This is a genomic window from Zunongwangia sp. HGR-M22, assembly GCF_027594425.1.
Taxonomy (GTDB): Bacteria; Bacteroidota; Bacteroidia; order Flavobacteriales; family Flavobacteriaceae; genus Zunongwangia.
In genome coordinates, this window is the sequence record NZ_CP115159.1 from 2,410,141 (window position 1) to 2,431,424 (window position 21,284).

Genomic DNA, 21,284 nt, shown 5'->3' on the forward strand with positions numbered 1-21,284 from the left:
TCGGTTAATTTAAGCTTTTTAAAGCAGCGATTAATTTTTGATTTTCTTCAGTGGTTCCTACGGTTAAACGCAGTGTATTTTCGCAAAGCGGTTGTGTGGTTCTATTTCTAATTACAATGCCTTTTTCAATCAATTGATCGTATCTGTCTGAAGCATTATCCACTTTAACTAGGATAAAATTCGCATCTGAAGGGTATATTTTTTCGACATAAGAAACTTCCAGCAACACTTTAAATAACTCTTCTCTACCCTTCAGAATATCAGTAACTTCGCTGCGCACACCATCAACATCCAGAATGCGGTTTAAAGCGCGTTGTTGCGTTAATTGGTTTACGTTATATGGTGGCTTAATTTTCTTTAAAATCTCGATAATTTCTTCGGAAGTGCAGCAAATACCTAAACGAATTCCTGCCATCCCGTAAGCTTTAGAAAGGGTTTGTGTAATCACTAAATTCGGATACTGCTGAAGCCTGTTTAACCAGCTTTCTTTTCCTGAAAAATCAATATAAGCCTCGTCAATAATTACGAGTCCGTTAAACTTTTGAAGCAACTCTTCTACTTTTTCTTCTGAAAAGGTGTTCCCCGTTGGATTGTTAGGCGAACAAAGGAAAAGCAATTTAGAATTATCATCAGATTTATCTAATATCGCTGAAACCTGAGGCTCAAAATCTTGCGAAAGTAACACTTCCCTATTTTCGATATTGTTAATTTCTGAAAGCACTTTGTACATTCCGTAGGTTGGCGGGAGCGTAATCACATTGTCTTTTGCCGGTTCACAAAACGCCCTAAACAATAAATCCAACACCTCATCACTACCATTTCCCAACAGAATTTGCTCTGGTTGGATTCCTTTAATTTTTGCCAATTCATTCTTTACATTTCGCTGATGTGGATCAGGGTAACGATTTACATCGGTTTGATAAGGATTTTCGTTGGCATCCAAAAAAACCATCTCGGTTCCTGTAGCTTTATATTCATCGCGTGCGGAAGAATAGGGTTTTAATTTCTTCACGTTCTCACGAACTAGGTTTTGTATGTTAACTGTAGTTGGCATTTTTATTTTTTTGCTTTCAGCTGTTGGTTTTTAACTTTCAGATATTTTATTTAAGTATTGATCATTTCGGACTTGATCTGTAATCGCATCATTTTTGAATTCAACTAGATGAAATGCTGAATCAATTTCAACATGACAAGTGCTCTTCGTCATCCCGGACTCGATCCGGGATCTCATCGCCATTTTTCCTCACTTAAATGAAATGCTGAGACAAGTTCAGCATGACTACTAGTTTTTAAAATTAATATTCTAAAGTTTCAAATTTTGGATTTAAAGATTTAATCAAATCTAACTTCCATTGCTTTTTCCAATTCTTAAGTTGCTTTTCTCTTGTTATTGCTTGTTCAATTTCTAAAAATTCTTCAAAATAGATCAAATCCGTAATTTAATATTTAGAAGTAAATTTACTTCCATTTCCATTGTGATGTTCTGCTATTCTCTTTCTTAAGTCATTTGTAATACCAGTATAAAAAACCGTGCGGTATTTATTAGTTACTATGTAAACAAATGAACTTTACATTTTAGTTTAAATTTCACTCAATGATCTCTTTAATTTGACCTTACAAGCCGAGTGAGATGCTGAATCAAGTTCAGCATGACGACCACTTTTCTTCATCTCGGACTCGATCCGGTATCTCATCTCATTTTTCCAATCAAAATTCAACATTTAGCATTCAAAATAAATCCTGATTCCAAGCTCTTGTTTCTCTTATCTATTTTCTAAATTCTAAAAGCGAAGCGATCTAAAATCTAATTAGCATATTAACTCAAATCTTTCAATCGTAAGGTCACTGCGTTTTTATGCGCCTGTAATCCTTCGGCTTCGGCCATTAACTCGATCGCAGGACCAATGCTTTTAATTCCTTCTTCAGAAATTTGCTGAAACGTCATACTCTTCATAAAACTATCCAGATTTACGCCGCTATATTGCTTTGCGTAGCCATTTGTAGGTAACGTATGATTGGTTCCTGAAGCATAATCGCCAGCACTTTCAGGAGTGTAATTCCCTATAAAAACAGAACCGGCGTTAATGATTCCTTCAGTATAAAATTCGTTATTTTCAGTTGAAATTATAAAATGCTCCGGGCCGTACTCGTTAATTAAATCTAAGGCAATGTCATCATTTTCAACATAAATCAACTTTGAATTATCGATCGCTTTTTTTGCTATTTCTTTTCTTGGTAATTCGTTAAGTTGATTTTCAACCGCTAATTCTACTTCATCCAAAAATGTTTTTGAAGTCGAAACTAAGATCACCTGGCTATCAGCACCGTGTTCTGCCTGACTTAATAAATCGGAAGCTACGTATGCTGGATTTGCCGAATCATCTGCGACAACCAGCAACTCTGATGGACCTGCCGGCATATCGATCGAAACATTATGGCGCGTAGCTAACTGCTTTGCGACAGTTACAAATTGATTTCCGGGACCAAAAATTTTGTATACTTTAGGCACGGTTTCAGTTCCGAAAGTCAATGCAGCAATCGCCTGAATCCCACCAATCTTATTGATTTTTGTTACACCGCATAAATTTGCCGTGTATAAAATTGCTGGATGAACTTTTCCTTCTTTATTTGGTGGCGTACAAAGCACGATTTCTTTACAGCCTGCAATAGCTGCCGGTACCGCCAACATTAATATTGTAGAAAATAAAGGGGCACTTCCACCCGGAATATATAATCCGATCTTTTGAATAGGTCTTTTTTCTTGCCAGCATTTTACACCGCTAGTGGTCTCTACTTCAACTTTATCGGTTTTCTGTGCAACATGGAATTTCTCGATATTCTTTTTTGCTAAAAGAATAGCAGATTTCAATTCTTCTGAAATTTCAGCTTCAGCTGCTTTAATTTCTTCTGAAGTTGCCAGAGTATTGTCCAACTTGATGCCATCAAACATATCGGTATATTTGGCTACTGCAGTATCTCCTTTAGCTTTTACTTCAGCAAAAATTTGGTTCACCGTATCTTCAATATCGTCTACTGTTTTTGTTGGCCGTTTTAAAACAGCATCCCATTCTGATTTTGAAGGATTATATATTTTATTCATTTCTTTAAGTTTACAGTTTGGATGGTTGTAAGCAATTAGTTTTCAGCTTTTAATTAATGATTCTATTTCTCCGCTGTCATTTCGAAAATAGTGAAACGAAGTCGAGAAATCTCATCATAAATAATTCTCTATTTCAAATTTAGAATCTAATATTTTATTTCATTTTCTGACTCTTTCTTTTTTCCATTGCCGAAAAAAGAAACAAAAAAGTCTAGGCTTACGAAACTTGATTTAAATTCTTCATTCTGAAGCTAAATTTTAGGAACTCGCTACGCTCAAACAGCCTAAAATTTCAACACTTCCTCATTTCGAATTTTACTATCAACTTTCGATAGGCCAATTTTCAAATTTCAAATAACAATAATCAACTAATTAGTATTTAGCATTCAAAATAAATCCAGATTCTTGTTTCTTTATTCTATATTCTAACTTCTAACTTCTAAAGCAAAGCGGTCAAATATCTAAATTTACAAAACCATTTTTTCGATCGGCACTACAAGTAATCCCTCTGCTCCCAGTCGTTTTAATTCGTCTATTACCTCCCAAAAACGCTCTTCGTTAATTACGGTGTGGATGGAGCTCCATCCTTCTTCTGCTAATGGCAGAACGGTAGGAGAACGCATTCCCGGTAAAAGTCTAATAATATCATCTAACTTGTCATTCGGTGCATTAAGTAATATATATTTTGAAGTGCGTGCGTTTAAAACCGACTTCAACCTAAATTGTAACTGATCTAAAATCTGCTGACGTTCTTTAGAAATCTTTGGTGAAATGGCCAAAATCGCCTCACTCTTCAACATTACTTCGGCCTCCTTCAGATTGTTTTTAAAAAGCGTACTTCCGCTGGAAACAATATCGCAAATCGCATCGGCCAAGCCAATATTCGGCGCAATTTCAACAGAACCATTAATAATATGAAGATCTGCAGTAATTCCTTTTTCAGCTAAATACTCTTTAACCGTATTTGGATAACTGGTGGCTATTTTCTTTCCTTCCAGATCCTCTATTCCGTTATACTTTACAGATTTTGGAACGGCCAAAGAAACGCGGCATTTAGAGAATCCTAATTTTTCACCTCGAATAATATCTTGTCCTTTCTCTACCAACACGTTTTCACCAAGAATAGCTACATCTACCACGCCATCTCTTAAATACTGTGGGATGTCCCCATTTCTTAGATATAGAACATCTACCGGAAAATTACGAGCCGAAGCTTTTAACTGCTCTTTTCCATTATCTATTGAAATCCCTGCGTCTTTTAAAATCTTAAGAGAATCTTCGTTTAGGCGGCCAGATTTTTGAATTGCAATTCTTAGTTTTTCTTTTTTCATCACAAAAGCATTTTATTTTTAGTGCTTAGTTTAATTTCAGTTGTCAAATTTGAACAAATAAAAAACCCGTTTGAGTAGCTCAAACGGGTTTCTAAATATGCTTAACATTACCACATATCAAATTTACCTCGCCTGAGCGCAGTAGTAAATATGATGATGGTGATGTAATTGTATCGTTCTCATTATGGAAGCAAATCTAAGTATTAATTTTAAAATTCAAAATCAGAATTTAAAATTTCTAAGATAATTTTTAGTTATTTCCTAAAATCAGTGGTAATCCGCTTTCACCAGAGCCAATGATTACAGTTTTAGCATTACCAGATTTTGCCAGTTCTAAAGTTGCCTGTATTCCTTTTTCCTGTAAAATTTTATCGGTTAACGATTCACTTAAAATTCGGTTTGCTCGTGCTTTACCCTCAGCATCGATACGTTGGCGCTCAGCTTCCTGCTCGGCTTTGGTTAAACGATATTCGTATTCTAAAGATTCTTGCTCCTGTCTTAGTTTACGCTCGATAGCATCTTTAATGGTCGACGGTAAAGAAACGTCCCTTACTAAAACTTCATTAACCTGAACATATTGTTCGCGCAATAAAATTTGAGTTTCTTCTAAAATTTCTTCCTGAATTGCTTCACGTTTGCTAGAATATAATTGCTCTGGGTTATAACGTCCAACTACTGCTCGCGTTGCAGATCGTAACGCAGGTTTTAGCAATCTTTCGATATAAGCTTCACTTTTTTCTTTATGAAGTTTTCCAAGATCGCCATAGGCTGGTTGAAACCAAACCGAAGCATCTAATTTTATCTCCAAACCATTTGAAGATAAAACAGTCATTTTTTCGTCTAAAGACTGTTGGCGGACTTCGTAAATAAAAACCCGATTCCATGGAGCAACAAGATGAAATCCTTCACTCATCGGTGGCTCATCAGTTACTACACCATTGCCAAATGTTTTATATAAAACACCGGCCTCCCCAGAACCTATGGTGACTGTAGATTTGGAAATAAATATGATTAAAATAACCAATCCTATAAAAATTGGTATTGCAATTTTGGGTAATCTATTCATAGATAATTTATTAAATTAAACCTTTATATTTTCTGTAAAACCATTCTCCTGCTAATAAACCAACTAAAATAAATAATAAAATATACCACTCGATTATAGCTTGAGACTTGATGTTTTCTTTTATTATTATTGAAAAACGATTATCGTTTAAAAGCTCAGATTTTAAATTTTCCAATTGATCGGGGAAGTAAACCTGACTTTCATTTTTATCAGCCAGATTTTTAAGTTTAGAAAAATTCGCTGAAGAAAATTGCTCTTCTCCATTGAACGAAATTACGGAAAATTTACCGGTTTTCTTGATTCCTGAATTTTCTTCTGAAACGGTGAATTCATATTCCCCCGGTTGAAGATCATTAAAGCTTACCTGATAAAAATTATTTCGCAACAAAAATCTTGAATCTGAAACCATATTTATGCTGTCATTCTTAAGCTTGATCTTTAGATTTGCATTGGGATCGAATTGATAATTTTCGTCGAAAAATTGAGCGTCAAATTTTATAATTTCGTTAGAATAATAGAACGACTCATATTCAATATTTAAGCGCTCCTTTTTCTTTTTTGAAGATAGATTTTGAACAAGACCACCAATAAATTTATCAAACTTTTCGAAGCTTTTATTTTCCAAAAAAATCTTAGTCCGCCATCTCCAAATATTTTCACCAAATAAAAAAGCTGAACTTTTAGCGTTATTTCTAGAAATCATTAATAACGGTTGTTTGGTGGTCACTCCCTCTAAGTTTTGATAAAGCAAAGTCTCAAAATCGGTATCAATTTTTAAATCTCCAAACTTATCCTGAAGCGGAGGTAGATTTAAGAACCCGATATCCTCAAACTGAAACTGGTTAAAATTCGGGTTTATTTCTGCATAGAAATCCTGTTCAGTATTACTACCGCTTTTCGATAAAAACGGCAATGATTTTTTAATGACGTTCCAGTCTGTTTTAGTTCCGGTTATAACAAAATAGTTTAAATTAGCCTTACCTATAGCCTCAAACCAATTATTAAAGCTATTGTTTGGTTGATAAAATATAACTAACTGATATTCATTTAATTTTACTATATTTTCGCTCGCGTATTTTATAGTTGCTTTTCGCTGCTTATTGGTCTCGATTGATTTTTTTAGAGTACCTAAATCTGGATGCGGAAAACTACTTAAAATTAATACTGAAGTACGTTCATCGATCACCTCGACTGCAAAATTATTTTGATTATTTACTGTATTCTTTTCATTTTTCAACGGAAGAATTTCTGCGGAAAAAGTTTGTGTTCCTACTTGTGAAGCTGGTAAATTTGCTTCTAGCCTAACCGATCTATTTTCTTCTGAAAAATTCACTTCTTCAGAAAAAACTGTCTCGCCATCATTTAAAATAACAAACCTTGAAGCGATATTTTTTGAACCTGAATAATTCAGAAAAACTTCTACAGGAAATTTATTTTCAAGAAATGCATATCGATTCACATTCAATTTTGAAATACTTAAATCGGGAAATTTTGTTGTATCCCCAACGATAATAGGAAAGATTTTTTGATTCTTAGAAGCATTGAAATATTGAAAATCTCTACCCAAAGTTTGATTACCATCGGTAACTAAAATGCTAGCATTTTGCTTCCTTTTAAAGCTGGATTTTACATCATCCAAAACCTTAAAAATATCAGTTTGTTTTGCATTGAAATTGGTGGAATCTATCGCTAAAATTTCACTTCCGAAACCTATATTGTGAACATTAAAACGTTTATTTATTTCTTCATCTTTCTTAAAAAATAAGGCAATTTCAGATAAATTATTCTCTTGTTTGAGATAAGAAATCGATTCAGAATTATCTAAAGCGAGCACTAAATCTGGTTTCACTTTTTGTATTGTAACCGACTTGATCTTTGGATTGATCAATAAAAAAAGTAGTGTAAAAACACTTAAAGTACGTAGCGTAAAAAGGATTAAACGCTCTTTTTTATTACGTTTGGACTTTACATAATATTGAAAATAAGAAAACCCCAGCGCGAATATCACAGCTAGGGTTATATATATAATATTTAGTAAAGTCATTAATCGATTTTGGGTTGTAATTTAAGAGAATATTAAGCTTCTACCAACCTAAAATCAAAAAACAAAATCAATAATTTCAATTAGGGAACTAGGTTAGCATTCCGCCATCTACATTAATTACCTGCCCGGTAATATAGGCACTAAGGTCACTACCTAAGAAAACACAAGCATTTGCTATATCCTCTGGAGATCCACCGCGTTTTAATGGAATATTATCTCTCCATCCCTGTACTACTTTTTCGTCTAATTTCTCCGTCATTTCAGTTTCGATAAAGCCAGGAGCAATCACATTCGTACGAATATTACGAGAACCAAGCTCTAATGCCATAGATTTGCTAAAACCAATGATACCTGCTTTAGAAGCCGCATAATTAGCCTGTCCTGCATTTCCTTTAACTCCAACCACAGAACTCATATTGATAATGCTTCCTTTGCGTTGTTTAAGCATCGTACGTTGTACTGCTTTGGTCATGTTAAAAATTGACTTTAGGTTTACCTCGATCACACGATCAAAATCTTCCTCACTCATTCGCATTAGCAGGTTATCCTTGGTGATTCCGGCATTGTTTACCAGAATATCGATAGCGCCAAAATCTTCAGCTACATTTTTAATTAATTCCTGCGCCTGCTCAAAATCGGCTGCATTAGATTTATAACCTTTAGCTTTTAATCCGGTTTCAGAAAGCTCATTTTCCAGTTCTTTCGCTGCTTCTTCAGAAGAGTTGTATGTGAATGCTACATTAGCTCCGTGCTCTGCAAATACTTTTGCTATACCTCTACCAATACCACGGCTTCCACCGGTTACGATAGCGTTTTTACCTTCTAATAATTTCATATGTATTATAGTAAGTTAGAATTTTCTGGTCCAAAGATAAGAATAAGCATTGTTTAGGTATAAAAAAACCTCCTTTTTCAAGGAGGTCTCTATTTTTTTAGCCAAAAATTTTACAATTTCAGTTGTTTGTCTTCTTGTTTTTCGTAATTGAAAATATAATCTATATCTAATTCTTTTACTTCACCTAGCTTGCTAAGTGCTTCCATATCTACATCTTTTTTATTACCAATTACCAAAACATTATAATCCTGACCTTTGATATTGCTATCAAAAAAGTTTTGTAAATCATCAAAACTCATCTCTTTTATAGCATCATACATTTCCTGGCGCGTATCGTGATCTAAACCGCGATCTTTTAATCGCTCGTAACTCCAGAAAATATTTGTTTTTGTAATTCGATCTGCTGCAATTTTCTTTAAAGTGGCTTCTTTAGCAGCTTCAAATTGTTCTTCTGCTTTGGGCATATTCGTCATAAGGTCCATCATAGCATCTACTGCTTGTGGCATTTTATTGGCTTGTGTACCAATATATGCCATCGTATAATTGGGTTTATCCATTTCTGAAGCCATTTGGTAACTTGAGTAAGCTGAATATGCTAAAGATTTAGACTCCCGTATTTCCTGAAATACAATAGATGATAAGCCACTACCAAAATATGTATTGAATAATTGTGTAGCCGCCATCTTTTCTACATCAAAATTTTCCCCTTTTGCAAGAAAAACCATTTCACTTTGCACCATGTCATAATCTACAAAGTAAACATTTCCTCCTATGTCTTGTTCAGCGTACTTTTTAGCTTCAGGGTAATCTTTTAACTCTTGAGGAACATCATGTTTAGCGCTTACGGTAGCAACGGCTACTTCAGGATCTTTCCCATAATAAAGCACTCGTTGTTTGTAATTACGAAGGTCTTTTACTTTGTCTACCAATTCAGCTGGATCTAAGGCTTTTAATTCGGCTTCAGTATAAATATTACGTAAACGGGAATCTTCTCCATATTTACCAAAGTTCATTAGACCATTAAACAGAATATTTCCTTTTTGAGTTTTAGCATCGTCACGACCTTTCATAATCGAAGCGACGTATTTCTCGTAGGTTTCTTGATTTGGCTTAGCATTTTGCCAAAGATGTTCCAATAATTCTAATCCTTTTGGCAGATTCTCTTTTAATCCACTAATACCAACATAAATTTGATCTGAACCTGCGCTTACAAAATAGTTTATACCAAGTTTGTAAAACTCTTGCTTTAATTCTTCAGGAGTATATTTATCTGTGCCCAGATAATCTAAATATCCAGTTGCCAGCGAAATCTCTTTATCATTATCCTGCCCCATATCAAAAATAAAATACAGGTTGAAAAGATCATTATTTTCATTCAGAATATAAGAAACCGGCAATCCATTTTCGGTTTCTTCTTTTTTGATTGCCTCTTCATAATCTACATACTGCGGAGTTAAAGCAGGTGCTTCAGATTTGTTGAATTCGGTTATAAAATCAGATTGCTTATCACGATTTAGCTGAACGGGAGTGATACCTGGGTTTTCTACCTTGGCGATATTTGGGTCTTCCCCTATTCTTTTATAAACCGCTACATAGTTGTCTTTATAATGCTCGTTGGCGTAAGTAACAAGTTCATCTTTGGTAATAGATTTTAAATCGTCTGTAAAATCTACTACTTCCTGCCAGTCTTGAAAATGAATAAAAGCATCCATATGTGCATACGCTACTGAAGATGCATCCTCAAATTGGCGAATTTCAGATAATTTTAAATCGTTAATTACGGCATCGATTAACCAATCTTCAAATTCTCCTTTTTTGACTTTTTCGACTTCAGCAAGTAAAAGATTTTTCACTTCTTCTAAAGATTGATCAGCTTTAGGCATTCCGTATAACAAATGGAATCCATAATCATTATCAAAATTTGTATAAGAAGACGCTGCTTGTACTTTTTGTTTTTGATTTAGATCTAAATCGATTAGACCAGCTTGCGAATTGGCCAGAATATAATCTATTAAGTAAACAATTTTTTGATCTTTACTGCCCACACCATCGGTACGGAAAGCGACGTAAACAGATTCTGAAGTTGGCCCAAATACCTCTTTTTCTATTGGTGCAGTGATAGGTTGTTCTTCAGGAAATGTGGGATGCGTCACTTCTTTAGATTCGTAGACGCCAAACGCATCATTCACCTTCTGAATCGTGCTATCAAACTCTAAATCTCCTGAAAGAATTACAGCCATATTATTTGGCACATAATATTGTTCATGGTAATTGTGAATTGCTTCCATAGAAGGATTCTTTAAATGCTCAGATTTTCCGATGGTTGTTTGTATACCGTACGGATGTGTAGGATAAAGTCCTTCTAAAACTGCATAATATTGTTTTCTGGAATCACTATCCTGCCCGCGGTTAAACTCCTCGTAAACCGCTTCTAATTCGGTATGAAACAATCGTAAAACTAATTCGCTAAATCTTTCGCTTTCTATGGTAAGCCATTTGTCTAATTCGTTAGAAGGTATTTTATTTACATAGACTGTTTGCTCATTCGAGGTAAAGGCATTGGTGCCCTCAGCTCCCAAAGAGCTCACCATTTTATCATATTCGTTTGCTATAGAATATTTTGAAGCTTCCTGTGAAACCGAGTCGATCTGTCGATAAATCGCTCTTTTCTCTTCAGGATCTGTAGTAGCTTTATGCTTCTCGTATAAATCTGAAATCGAATCTAAAAGCACTTTTTCTGTTTCCCAATCCTGAGTGCCTATTTTACTTGTTCCTTTAAAAACCATATGCTCAAGATAATGAGCAAGCCCTGTATTATCGGCTGGATCGTAGGTAGAACCGGCACGAACGGCAATTAAAGTTTGAATTTTAGGTTCTTCGTTATTCTGACTCAGGTAAACTTTTAAACCATTGTCTAAAGTGTAAAGACGTAAACCGGTAGGATCGTTTTCAAAAGTTTCGTAAGAAAAACCATTGGCATCGGTGTGCGAATTTGAATTTGAATCTTCTTGTTTCTTACAAGATGAAAAAGCAAGAAAAAGGATTGCCATAAGGGGCAGATAAAATTTCCTCATAGTTAAAATTTTGATTGATAAATATTTATAAAAATAAAAAAGTCCGTAAGCATGTAACGCTTACGGACTAAAATTATTTAAAATTATCTTAAATTTTAACTATTTTCCTATAACCTCGGCAACTTTTTTACCGATCTCAGCAGGAGAATCTACAACGTGTATTCCATTTTCTTTTAAGATTGCTTTCTTAGCCTGTGCAGTGTCTTCACTTCCACCTACAATAGCACCAGCGTGCCCCATCGTTCTACCAGCAGGAGCAGTTTCTCCAGCGATAAATCCAATAACAGGCTTTTTGTTACCATTTTCTTTGATCCATTTAGCCGCATCAGCTTCTAATTGTCCACCAATTTCGCCAATCATCACGATAGCTTTAGTCTCCTCATCGTTCATTAAAAGCTCTACCGCTTCTTTAGTGGTGGTTCCAATAATAGGGTCTCCACCAATACCAATCGCAGTAGTGATTCCTAGACCTTCTTTCACAACCTGATCTGCAGCTTCGTAAGTTAAAGTACCAGATTTAGAAACGATACCTACAGTTCCTTTCTTGAAAACGAAACCTGGCATAATACCAACTTTAGCTTCACCCGGAGTAATAACACCAGGACAGTTTGGACCAATTAAACGACAATCTTTGTCTTTAATATAATCTGAAGCCTTAACCATATCTGCAACAGGAATACCTTCCGTAATAGTAATGATTACTTTAATCCCGGCATCGGCAGCTTCCATAATGGCATCGGCAGCAAACGCTGGCGGAACAAAGATGATCGTTACATCTGCTCCTGTTTCTTTAACAGCATCTGAAACTGTATTAAACACCGGTTTATCCAAATGAGTTTGGCCTCCTTTACCCGGAGTAACACCTCCAACTACGTTGGAACCATATTCTATCATTTGCTCTGCATGGAAAGTACCTTCGCTACCGGTAAATCCCTGCACGATTATTTTTGAATCTTTATTTACTAAAACGCTCATAAGTATTTTTTGTAATTACGTACACAAAAATATGTTTTTAAAGATAAAACATAAAGCTTTTTCAAAGAATATTGTGGGTTTTAAATGATTATTATGAAAAAGCGATAGTTGTAATAATTATCATTTTTAATGAGGATTTTTTAATTCTAGAATTTTATAAGACTTTCATAACCTTTTGATTCTCTTATTCTTTTCTAGTTGTTGGCGGAGGTGGCGGCAGTATGTCAACTTTATCCTGAGCTCCTTTTTTAGAGAGCATTACATGTAACTTATAAAGATGAGCAAAGTTAATAGCTATTTTATCCTGCTTTTCTTTTTCCAATTCAAGATAAGCCATTGGATAGCCTTATGGTAAAAGCAAATTCAATTTTTTAAGCTGAACATTATATTCTTTGATTAATTCTTTAACTGATTTTTTATCTGAGAGAGAAATTTGGAATGTCTTACCATTTGGTTGCTGTTCCTCTACAGCAATAATATCTTCAGCTTTAGAAACCGTTGAAACATTCTCAACCACCTCGATCACTTCAGGCTTTTTGGGTGGAGCTGGCGGATTCGGAACATCTTCTACAACCTCTATTATTTCTGGTGAATTTGGTGGCGTTGGCACATCCTCTAACACCTCGATCACTTCAGGAGCTGTTGGAGCTGGTGGTGGTGGCAGGAATGATTTTCCAGTTTTTTTGTAATAGGCTGTTTTTGCCATTTCCGATTTTAGCTTTTCGATATCAATATTGCTTTTGTAGTACATCAAACTTAGCTCGGTTTGCTTAAGCATTGCTTCATCCCAGTTTTGTGTAAATAAATTGAAATCTTTTACAAAATTTTCCAGATTGGTTTCTACATTTCCAAAAGAAATAACGGCATCATCAACGGTAATTGTTATTATTCTTTCTGAATTTTTTATAGAGTCTAGCTCTTTTCGATTTCCAGTATTCGACCCACTAAAATGCCTTGGTGCTGGCGTGGGTATAACTGAAGGGAATAAATAAGAATTCCTAGAAACAATGGACGCATCCTGCTGTATAGTTTCAGCAACAATAGCATTATTAAAAAAATAAATGCAACAACACAAAACGGGCACTAAAAATCCAATTTTTAGACCTACTCTCTTTTTTGAAAATGAATTTGAAATCATAACGATTCGTTTTTTGATTAATGAATGTTTAAATGAACTCGTCATTGTAGCTTGATGGCCGGCAAACGAGCTGTTAAGTAATAAATTAGAATACGATAATGCGCTAATATTTTGTTTTAGAACGGCTTCATCGGCAAGAAACTCGTGATTTAAACGTATTGATTTTTTAATAAAGATGAACAGCGGATTAAACCAAAAAATGACCTGTAAAATCTCCAATATCAATAAATCTAGCGTATGTTTTTGATGTACATGAGCTTCTTCATGCTTTAAAATTTCCTTCGGAATATTATTCTGTTCAAAAGCATCTTTTTCAACAAAAATATATTTGAAGTAAGAATATGGAGTTGGCTGAAATGGTAGCAAAACTTTGATATTCCAATATTCATCTACTTTTTCGTGCTTCTGAATTAGACGTCTTAAACGACTAATATTGCCTAAAAATCGAAATAAAAAAATAACCACACCAAAACTATAAACAGTCCATAAAATTGCCGGAAGCTGATCTTTCCAAAAGCTTGCTTTTACTTCCGATACTTTGGTTGTATCTTCATGTATTAAGAATCCCGTTTGCTGCACTGGTTGTGCTTCAACCTGATAGCTTATGGTAATTAGCGGAATTATTACTGAAGCTACTAATGCAAATAATAAGTAAAATCGCTTAAACCTATGATTTTTTTCGCTTTCCAAAAACAACCTATAAAACGCATATAAAACCAAGAGACAACCCGAAAATTTTAGAATATAGATGATCATAAGCTATTGATTTTTAATTCTGTCGTCGATGATTTTTCGTAATTCTTTTAATTCTGATTCAGATAAGTCGGTTTCTTCCGTAAAGAAAGAAGCAAATTGGGCAGCAGAATTATTGAAGAAATTTTTGATGAGTCCGTTCATCTGTTTAGAGAAATAATCTTCCTTTTTCACTAATGGAAAATACTCTCTAGATCGGCCATATTGTACAAAATCAATAAACTTCTTATCTCGCATGCGCTTCAATAAAGTAGCTACTGTGGTTGTTGCCGGTTTTGGTTCGGGATATTCGTCAATCAGATCTTTCATAAAAGCTTTTTTCAGCTTCCATAATATTTGCATTAGTTGCTCTTCTGCATTGGAAAGTTTCATTTTTTTACTTTATTAGAATTAACTCTACAAATGTAGAATATAATTTTAATTCTACAAACATAGAGCTAATATTTAACAAAAAACCATCTGGTTTTCAGATGGCTTCACTATTATTCGTTTGGCAACTGACTTATTTGTGAGCCTTGGTAAAGTAAATTATCTTTTAAATGCCAGATGGTCATAAAATGTGCAAGTGGAAGTTCTTCTTCAGGATTTTCTATAGTTCTAACGTGATAGGTATAATAGATCACCACCTTCTGGTCTTCCTTAATAGTTTCTTTAATCTCTAAGCGGAGTGCCTCGTAAGTTGTAGTCATTTCCGTTAAGAGCTCACGCATTCTAGTTTTATTAAGCTGGCGATATCCAGTGCTGCTATGCCAATCTAAACTCATATCAGCGTGCATCAATTTTAGCGCCTCCTCGGGATCATTCGAAAATAATTTATAAAATTGTTCTACTAACTTCTTGCCTTTTAAACTCATGTGCTTATTTTTTATTTGAATTCTTCATAAATTCAGGTAATTTTTTTAGATAAGCCTGTTCTACTAAATACGAACGCATTTCTTGTAGTGGAGTACCCCAATACGTAACTCCCGGTTTAGAGTTTTTAGTAACACCGGTTTGCCCCATCATTATAGAACCTTTGGCTATAGTAACATCGCTTCTTACCCCTACTTGGCCCCAAAGTGTAACCTGGTCTTCAACAATTACGCAACCAGCAATACCAACTTGTGAAGCTATAAGACATTTCTCACCAATAACAGTATCATGCCCCACCTGAACCAAATTATCTATTTTAGTCCCTCTTTTAATTAAAGTATCTCCTGTTACCCCGCGATCTATAGTGCAGTTACAACCAATTTCTACATCATTTTCTAAAACTACGCGACCGCTAGAAAGCAAGCGATCAAAACCTTCTAGACGAGTTTTATAATAAAAAGCATCTCCGCCAATTACAGTACCAGCCTGAATAATCACATTATCGCCTATTATCGTATGATCGTTTATGCTAACGTTAGCATCAATTCTACAATTTTTACCGATAATTACATTGTTCCCTATAAAAGCTGTTGGTTGAATATGAGTCCCCTGCCCTATTTTTGCTGAAGAAGCTATTTTTTCAGTCGCTTTTTCAAAAGGTTTAAAATATTTAGCAAGCTTATTAAAGTCCCTGAAAGGATCATCTGAAATTAGCAAAGCTTTTCCTTCTGGACATTCAACTTCCTTATTAATTAGAATAACGGTAGCAGCAGAGTTTAGTGCTTTATCATAATATTTGGGATGGTCTACAAAGACAATATCACCTGCAGTAACAACATGAATCTCGTTTATTCCTTCTACCGGAAAATTTCTATCGCCAACAAATTTGCACGAAATGATCGTGGCAATTTGCTCTATGGTATGTGTTTGTGGAAACTTCATCTAATTATTAAATATAAAAAAAGGAAAGATAAATTTACCTTTCCTTTTTCAATTATTAGTTATAAAACTTATTCTTTAATTCTTTCTTTGTAAGTTCCTTTTTCTGTTTCGATTCTAATCTTATCACCTTCATTTATAAACAAAGGAACGTTAACCTCAGCTCCAGTCTCTACGGTTGCAGGTTTAGTAGCGTTTGTTGCTGTATTTCCTTTAACACCAGGCTCGGTATGCGCAACTTCTAGAACTACGCTTGCAGGCATCTCTGTAGAAAGCGGCATATTATCTTCAGTATTGATTATAACAGTTAGCACTTCGCCTTCTTTAAGTAATTGCGGCATATCCAAAGCACTTTCTAGAAGTCTTATTTGTGTATAATCTTCTACATGCATAAAATGATAAAACTCCCCATCCTGATACAAAAACTGATATTTATGTGTTTCTACACGAACATCATCAATTTTGTGTCCTGCTGAAAATGTATTATCAACAACCTTTCCTGTGGTTACACTTTTTAATTTAGTTCTAACAAAAGCTGGACCTTTACCCGGCTTTACATGAAGAAATTCAACAATCTTATAAATATCGTGGTTATATCTTATGCAAAGTCCGTTTCTAATATCGCTTGTACTGGCCATTCATTTAATTTTTTAGTTCGAGCTGAAATATCCCTTCATGATACCTCGCTGCGAGTTTTTAATAAATTCTAATATTTCGTCACGCTCGGCTGTGGCCTGCATTTCAGCTTCAATAATGGTTACAGCCTGCGTATTGTTATAATTTCTTTGATATAAAATTCTATAAATATCCTGAATTTCTCTAATCTTCTCAGTAGTAAATCCTCTTCTTCTAAGACCTATAGAATTGATACCCACGTAGGAAAGTGGCTCACGACCGGCTTTTACAAATGGTGGTACGTCTTTTCTAACCAATGATCCACCAGTTACAAAGGCATGCTTACCTATGCTACAAAACTGTTGGATTGCAGCCATTCCTGCAAGCACAACATGATCGCCTACATTTATATGTCCTGCTAAGGTACTATTATTGGAAAAGATACAATTATCACCCACAATACAATCGTGAGCAATATGGCAGTACGCCATAATCCAGCAATTATTACCTATCACAGTTTTCATTCGATCTGATGTTCCTCTATTGATGGTAACACACTCTCTTATTGTTGTATTATCTCCGATGATGGTAGTGGTATCCTCGTCATCAAATTTTTTATCCTGTGGAATTGCAGATATTACCGCACCAGGAAAAATACTACAATTTTTCCCTATGCGTGCTCCCTCCATAATGGTTACATTAGAGCCTATCCAGCTTCCTTCGCCAATAACCACATTATTATGAATCGTTGCAAATGGCTCAATTACCACATTTTTGGCAATTTTCGCTCCCGGATGCACATATGCTAAAGGTTGATTCATTATTTTTTATTTTGATTTTACAATTTGTGCCATTAAAATAGCCTCTGTAGCCAGCTTTCCATTTGCATATGCATACGCCTGCATTTGGCAAATACCTCTTCTAATTGGCGCTAAAAGTTCTAATTTAAATATTAAAGTGTCCCCAGGTACTACTTGCTGCTTAAATCTTACATTATCAATTTTCATAAAATACGTAAGATAGTTTTCTGGATCTGGTACAGATTTTAGCGCTAATATACCACCCGTTTGTGCCATAGCTTCTACTTGCAGAACACCTGGCATTACAGGTTTACCTGGGAAATGCCCCACAAAGAAGGGCTCATTCATTGTAACGTTTTTAACCCCCACAACAGTAGAATCTGTCAATTCGTAAATTTTATCTACAAGTAAAAACGGTGAACGATGCGGAAGCGTTTCCATAATGTCGTTAACGTCCATTATTGGCTTCGCATTTAAATCGACTTTTGGTACTTTATTACGCTTCTCTTCTTTTATAAATTTCGCCAGTTTTTTAGCAAACTCAGTATTCACATAGTGTCCTGGTTTGGTAGCGATAACTTTACCTCTTATTCTAGTACCAATAAGTGCTAAATCTCCTAAGACATCTAATAATTTATGCCGTGCTGCTTCATTAGGATAATGTAGTGTAAGATTATCTAAAATTCCATTAGGTTTTACCGAAATTTCGTCACGATTAAACGCTACTCGTAATTTCTTTAAAGTATCCTCGCCAATTTCTTTATCTACATAAACTATAGCATTATTTAAATCACCACCCTTAATTAAGCCGTGTTTTAATAACTCTTCTATTTCATGAAGAAAGCTGAAGGTACGCGCGTTCGATATATTATCTTTAAATTCTGAAACGTGTTCTATAGAAGCATTCTGCGTTCCCAAAACTTTAGTTCCAAAATCAACCATTGTAGTAACTTTGTAAGTATCTGCAGGCATCACTACAATTTCACTGCCAGTTTCTTCGTCACGATAGCAAATTACCTGATTGATTACATACTCCTCTTTATCTTTATCCTGCTCTTTGATGCCAGCGTTCTCTAAAGCTTCTACAAAGTATTTTGATGAACCATCCATAATTGGTGGTTCTGAAGCATCCAATTCAATAATAATATTGTCGATTTCTAATCCTACACATGCGGCAAGCACATGTTCTGAAGTTTGAATTTTAACTCCGTTCTTTTCAAGATTTGTTCCTCTTCTAGTATCAACAACGTAAGTTACATCGGCTTCTATAGTAGGTTCTCCTTCAAGATCTACTCTTTTAAAGACGTAACCTGTATTCTCTGGCGCTGGTTTAAAGGTAAGTTTTACTTGTTTTCCTGTATGCAGTCCTACTCCTTCGAGTGAAACTTCATTTTGAATAGTTTGCTGCTTAAATACTTTTTCAGCCATTCTTATTTACTTTTTTATCCAACTGATGTAATAAATCAACAGTTTTAGGTAAGTTTTTAAAATGAATAAAGGATTTATTAAAATCTGAATATCCTATAGCCGGTGAGCCTTGTAACACTTCATCATCTTTAACATTTCGACCAATACCACTTTGTGCCTGGATTTTAGCTCTATCTCCTATAGTAATATGCCCCACAATACCAACCTGGCCACCAATAATACAGTTTTTGCCAATTTTAGTAGAACCGGCTACACCTGTTTGTGCGGCAATTACCGTATGCTCGCCAATTTCTACATTATGCGCTATTTGGATATGATTATCCAGTTTCACTCCTTTTCTTATGATCGTAGATCCTAAGGTTGCTCTATCTATAGTTGTCCCGGCACCTATATCAACGTTATCTTCAATAATAACATTTCCTATTTGCGGTACTTTAGAATATTCTCCTTTCTCGTTCGGACTAAATCCAAATCCATCAGCGCCTATAATACATCCACCGTGTAAGGTTACATTTTCACCAATAACGGTTTCCGAATATACTTTTACTCCTGCAAATAATGTTGAATTATCGCCAATTACCGTATTGTCGCCTACATAGGCGTAAGGATAAATCTTCACATTATTACCTATTTTCACATTATCTCCCAAATAGGTAAATGCTCCCAAATAAATATCTTCACCATATTCTGCAGAATCTGAAATATAACTAGGTTTCTCAATACCGCTTTTGCGAAGTTTTACCTGATTGTAGTATTCTAATAAAGTAGAAAATGCTTTATAGGCATCCTTTACTTTAATAAGTGTAGTATTAATAGGCTCATCTGCTTCAAAGCTATCATTAACAATAGTAATTGATGCTTTTGTGCTATATATATACGAGGTATACTTAGGATTGCTTAAAAAAGTAAGCGATCCTTCTTTTCCTTCTTCAATCTTAGCCAATTCTGAAACCTCTGCATCGGGATTACCTTCTATTGTCCCTTCGAGAATTTCGGCTATTTGTGATGCTTTAAATTTCATTCTGGCAAAAGTAAAAAAAATGAGTTAATGTTTCGACTTAGGATAACATATATAAAATTTAGTCACAGTTTTTGATAATGCTTTCAAATTAAGCTGGTCAGAAACTTTAATTACATCATTAATCTTTCCGTTTTTATGAAGAATATTGATATTATTCTTTTCTCTTGTATAGGCCAGATTTGCGATTTCCCCCGTAAAAACAAAATAAGAAGCTTCTTTATCAGATAAGTTATACTTCTCTTTCAGTTGTGTGGTATGTTTTTCAATTTTAGCTGAAGACGGTTTTTTCTTCTTCAATTTAACTTTTAAAAGATCGCGATTAATCACCATTTTACATAAACTGCTCAAAATAAAGTCTTCGTGATTCATCCATTCTTTCATTGCAAGGACAATATCATAATCGTCAAGGCAAGCAAAAATCTTTAAGGTTTCAGTATCAAAACTTTCTGCGGTGACTTTATTTTCTAGAAAATAGCTAAGTGCTTTACTTGCGTTCAGCGAAGTACCGCTGGCCGTTAATTCTTTTGCTCTCTTTAGCACTCTAATTAAAAGCTGTTCTGCTACTAAACTTGTTTTATGCAAATACACCTGCCAATACATTAACCTTCTGGCTACCAGAAATTTTTCTACAGAATAAATTGCTTTTTCTTCTAGCACCAATTCGTTATTCACCACATTCAGCATCGTGATTAATCGATCACTATTAATATTTCCTTCAGTAGTACCCGTATAAAAACTATCTCTCTTTAGATAGTCAAGTCGATCCATGTCTAACTGACTTGTGATTAACTGGTACATGAACTTTTTTGGATAATTTCCAGTAAAAATCTCGATCGCCAGCGTTAAATTTTGGTTAAAAACCTCATTCAATTCTTTCATAAAAAGCAGCGAAATAGACTCATGATCGACGCCTTCAACAATGGTATGTTCCATGGTATGTGAGAAAGGACCATGACCAATATCATGCAATAAAATGGCAATTTGCAGAGCTTCCTCTTCTTCATCACTTATCTCAACTCCCTTAAAGCGAAGGATTCGTACTGCTTTTTGCATTAAGTGGACACATCCTAATGCGTGATGGAATCTTGTATGATGTGCGCCCGGATATACCAAATAAGATAATCCCATTTGAGATATTCTACGCAATCTTTGGAAGTAGGGATGCTCGATAATATTAAAGATCCGCTGACTTGGTATGGTAATAAATCCGTAAATTGGATCGTTTAGAATCTTGAGTTTGTTTTGTGAAGCCAAGCTTTATTTAATTATATGGTAGAACAAAAATAGACATTGAAGCTCTATTGGATCAATTT

19 protein-coding genes are annotated in these 21,284 nt (G+C 34.8%); all 19 read right to left on the reverse strand.

Annotation, left to right across the window (positions count from 1 at the left end):
• Positions 1-4: 4 nt before the first annotated feature.
• Complete coding sequence (gene hisC, locus PBT91_RS10555) at positions 5-1,054, reverse strand: histidinol-phosphate transaminase (RefSeq protein ID WP_270058431.1); 1,050 nt, start codon at positions 1,052-1,054, stop codon at positions 5-7.
• A gap of 385 nt (positions 1,055-1,439) precedes the next feature.
• Positions 1,440-1,553, reverse strand: a complete 114-nt coding sequence (locus tag PBT91_RS17610; protein ID WP_333474260.1) for a GIY-YIG nuclease family protein — start codon at positions 1,551-1,553, stop codon at positions 1,440-1,442.
• Positions 1,554-1,816: 263 nt separating this feature from the next.
• The gene (hisD, locus tag PBT91_RS10565; RefSeq protein ID WP_270058432.1) at positions 1,817-3,100 is read right to left on the reverse strand and encodes a histidinol dehydrogenase; all 1,284 of its coding nucleotides are present in this window, start codon (positions 3,098-3,100) and stop codon (positions 1,817-1,819) included.
• Between the two features lie 467 nt (positions 3,101-3,567).
• Complete coding sequence (hisG, locus tag PBT91_RS10570) at positions 3,568-4,431, reverse strand: ATP phosphoribosyltransferase (protein WP_270058433.1); 864 nt, start codon at positions 4,429-4,431, stop codon at positions 3,568-3,570.
• A 250-nt stretch (positions 4,432-4,681) separates the two neighbouring features.
• Complete coding sequence (locus tag PBT91_RS10575; RefSeq protein WP_270058434.1) at positions 4,682-5,497, reverse strand: prohibitin family protein; 816 nt, start codon at positions 5,495-5,497, stop codon at positions 4,682-4,684.
• A 10-nt stretch (positions 5,498-5,507) separates the two neighbouring features.
• Positions 5,508-7,541, reverse strand: a complete 2,034-nt coding sequence (locus tag PBT91_RS10580) for a VWA domain-containing protein (protein WP_270058435.1) — start codon at positions 7,539-7,541, stop codon at positions 5,508-5,510.
• Between the two features lie 88 nt (positions 7,542-7,629).
• Positions 7,630-8,376, reverse strand: a complete 747-nt coding sequence (fabG, locus tag PBT91_RS10585; RefSeq protein ID WP_270058436.1) for a 3-oxoacyl-[acyl-carrier-protein] reductase — start codon at positions 8,374-8,376, stop codon at positions 7,630-7,632.
• A 110-nt stretch (positions 8,377-8,486) separates the two neighbouring features.
• Entirely contained in the window at positions 8,487-11,450 is a 2,964-nt protein-coding gene (locus tag PBT91_RS10590) for a M16 family metallopeptidase (protein ID WP_270058437.1), read from the reverse strand.
• Positions 11,451-11,549: 99 nt separating this feature from the next.
• Positions 11,550-12,425, reverse strand: a complete 876-nt coding sequence (sucD, locus tag PBT91_RS10595) for a succinate--CoA ligase subunit alpha (protein WP_270058438.1) — start codon at positions 12,423-12,425, stop codon at positions 11,550-11,552.
• A 184-nt stretch (positions 12,426-12,609) separates the two neighbouring features.
• Positions 12,610-12,762, reverse strand: a complete 153-nt coding sequence (locus PBT91_RS10600) for a hypothetical protein (protein ID WP_270058439.1) — start codon at positions 12,760-12,762, stop codon at positions 12,610-12,612.
• Positions 12,763-12,771: 9 nt separating this feature from the next.
• On the reverse strand, positions 12,772-14,319 hold the full coding sequence (locus PBT91_RS10605; protein ID WP_270058440.1) for a M56 family metallopeptidase: 1,548 nt from the start codon (positions 14,317-14,319) through the stop codon (positions 12,772-12,774).
• Positions 14,320-14,322: 3 nt separating this feature from the next.
• Positions 14,323-14,688, reverse strand: coding sequence for a BlaI/MecI/CopY family transcriptional regulator (locus tag PBT91_RS10610; RefSeq protein WP_270058441.1), 366 nt, complete (start codon positions 14,686-14,688; stop codon positions 14,323-14,325).
• A gap of 110 nt (positions 14,689-14,798) precedes the next feature.
• Positions 14,799-15,170 (reverse strand): nuclear transport factor 2 family protein, encoded by a 372-nt coding sequence (locus PBT91_RS10615; RefSeq protein WP_270058442.1) that lies wholly within the window; start codon positions 15,168-15,170, stop codon positions 14,799-14,801.
• 4 nt (positions 15,171-15,174) lie between these two features.
• Positions 15,175-16,110, reverse strand: a complete 936-nt coding sequence (gene lpxD, locus PBT91_RS10620) for a UDP-3-O-(3-hydroxymyristoyl)glucosamine N-acyltransferase (protein WP_270058443.1) — start codon at positions 16,108-16,110, stop codon at positions 15,175-15,177.
• Positions 16,111-16,178: 68 nt separating this feature from the next.
• Positions 16,179-16,745, reverse strand: a complete 567-nt coding sequence (efp, locus tag PBT91_RS10625) for an elongation factor P (protein WP_270058444.1) — start codon at positions 16,743-16,745, stop codon at positions 16,179-16,181.
• A 12-nt stretch (positions 16,746-16,757) separates the two neighbouring features.
• Positions 16,758-17,543: an acyl-ACP--UDP-N-acetylglucosamine O-acyltransferase gene (gene lpxA, locus PBT91_RS10630; RefSeq protein WP_270058445.1), complete on the reverse strand. Its 786-nt coding sequence runs from the start codon at positions 17,541-17,543 to the stop codon at positions 16,758-16,760.
• A 6-nt stretch (positions 17,544-17,549) separates the two neighbouring features.
• Positions 17,550-18,950 carry a bifunctional UDP-3-O-[3-hydroxymyristoyl] N-acetylglucosamine deacetylase/3-hydroxyacyl-ACP dehydratase gene (locus PBT91_RS10635; protein ID WP_270058446.1) on the reverse strand — a complete coding sequence of 467 codons (1,401 nt, stop codon included), beginning with the start codon at positions 18,948-18,950 and terminating at the stop codon, positions 17,550-17,552.
• Complete coding sequence (gene lpxD, locus PBT91_RS10640) at positions 18,943-19,971, reverse strand: UDP-3-O-(3-hydroxymyristoyl)glucosamine N-acyltransferase (RefSeq protein WP_270058447.1); 1,029 nt, start codon at positions 19,969-19,971, stop codon at positions 18,943-18,945. The genes PBT91_RS10635 and lpxD (PBT91_RS10640) overlap by 8 nt, the downstream gene beginning before the upstream one ends.
• A 24-nt stretch (positions 19,972-19,995) precedes the next feature.
• Positions 19,996-21,225 carry an HD domain-containing protein gene (locus PBT91_RS10645; protein ID WP_270058448.1) on the reverse strand — a complete coding sequence of 410 codons (1,230 nt, stop codon included), beginning with the start codon at positions 21,223-21,225 and terminating at the stop codon, positions 19,996-19,998.
• Positions 21,226-21,284 lie beyond the last annotated feature (59 nt).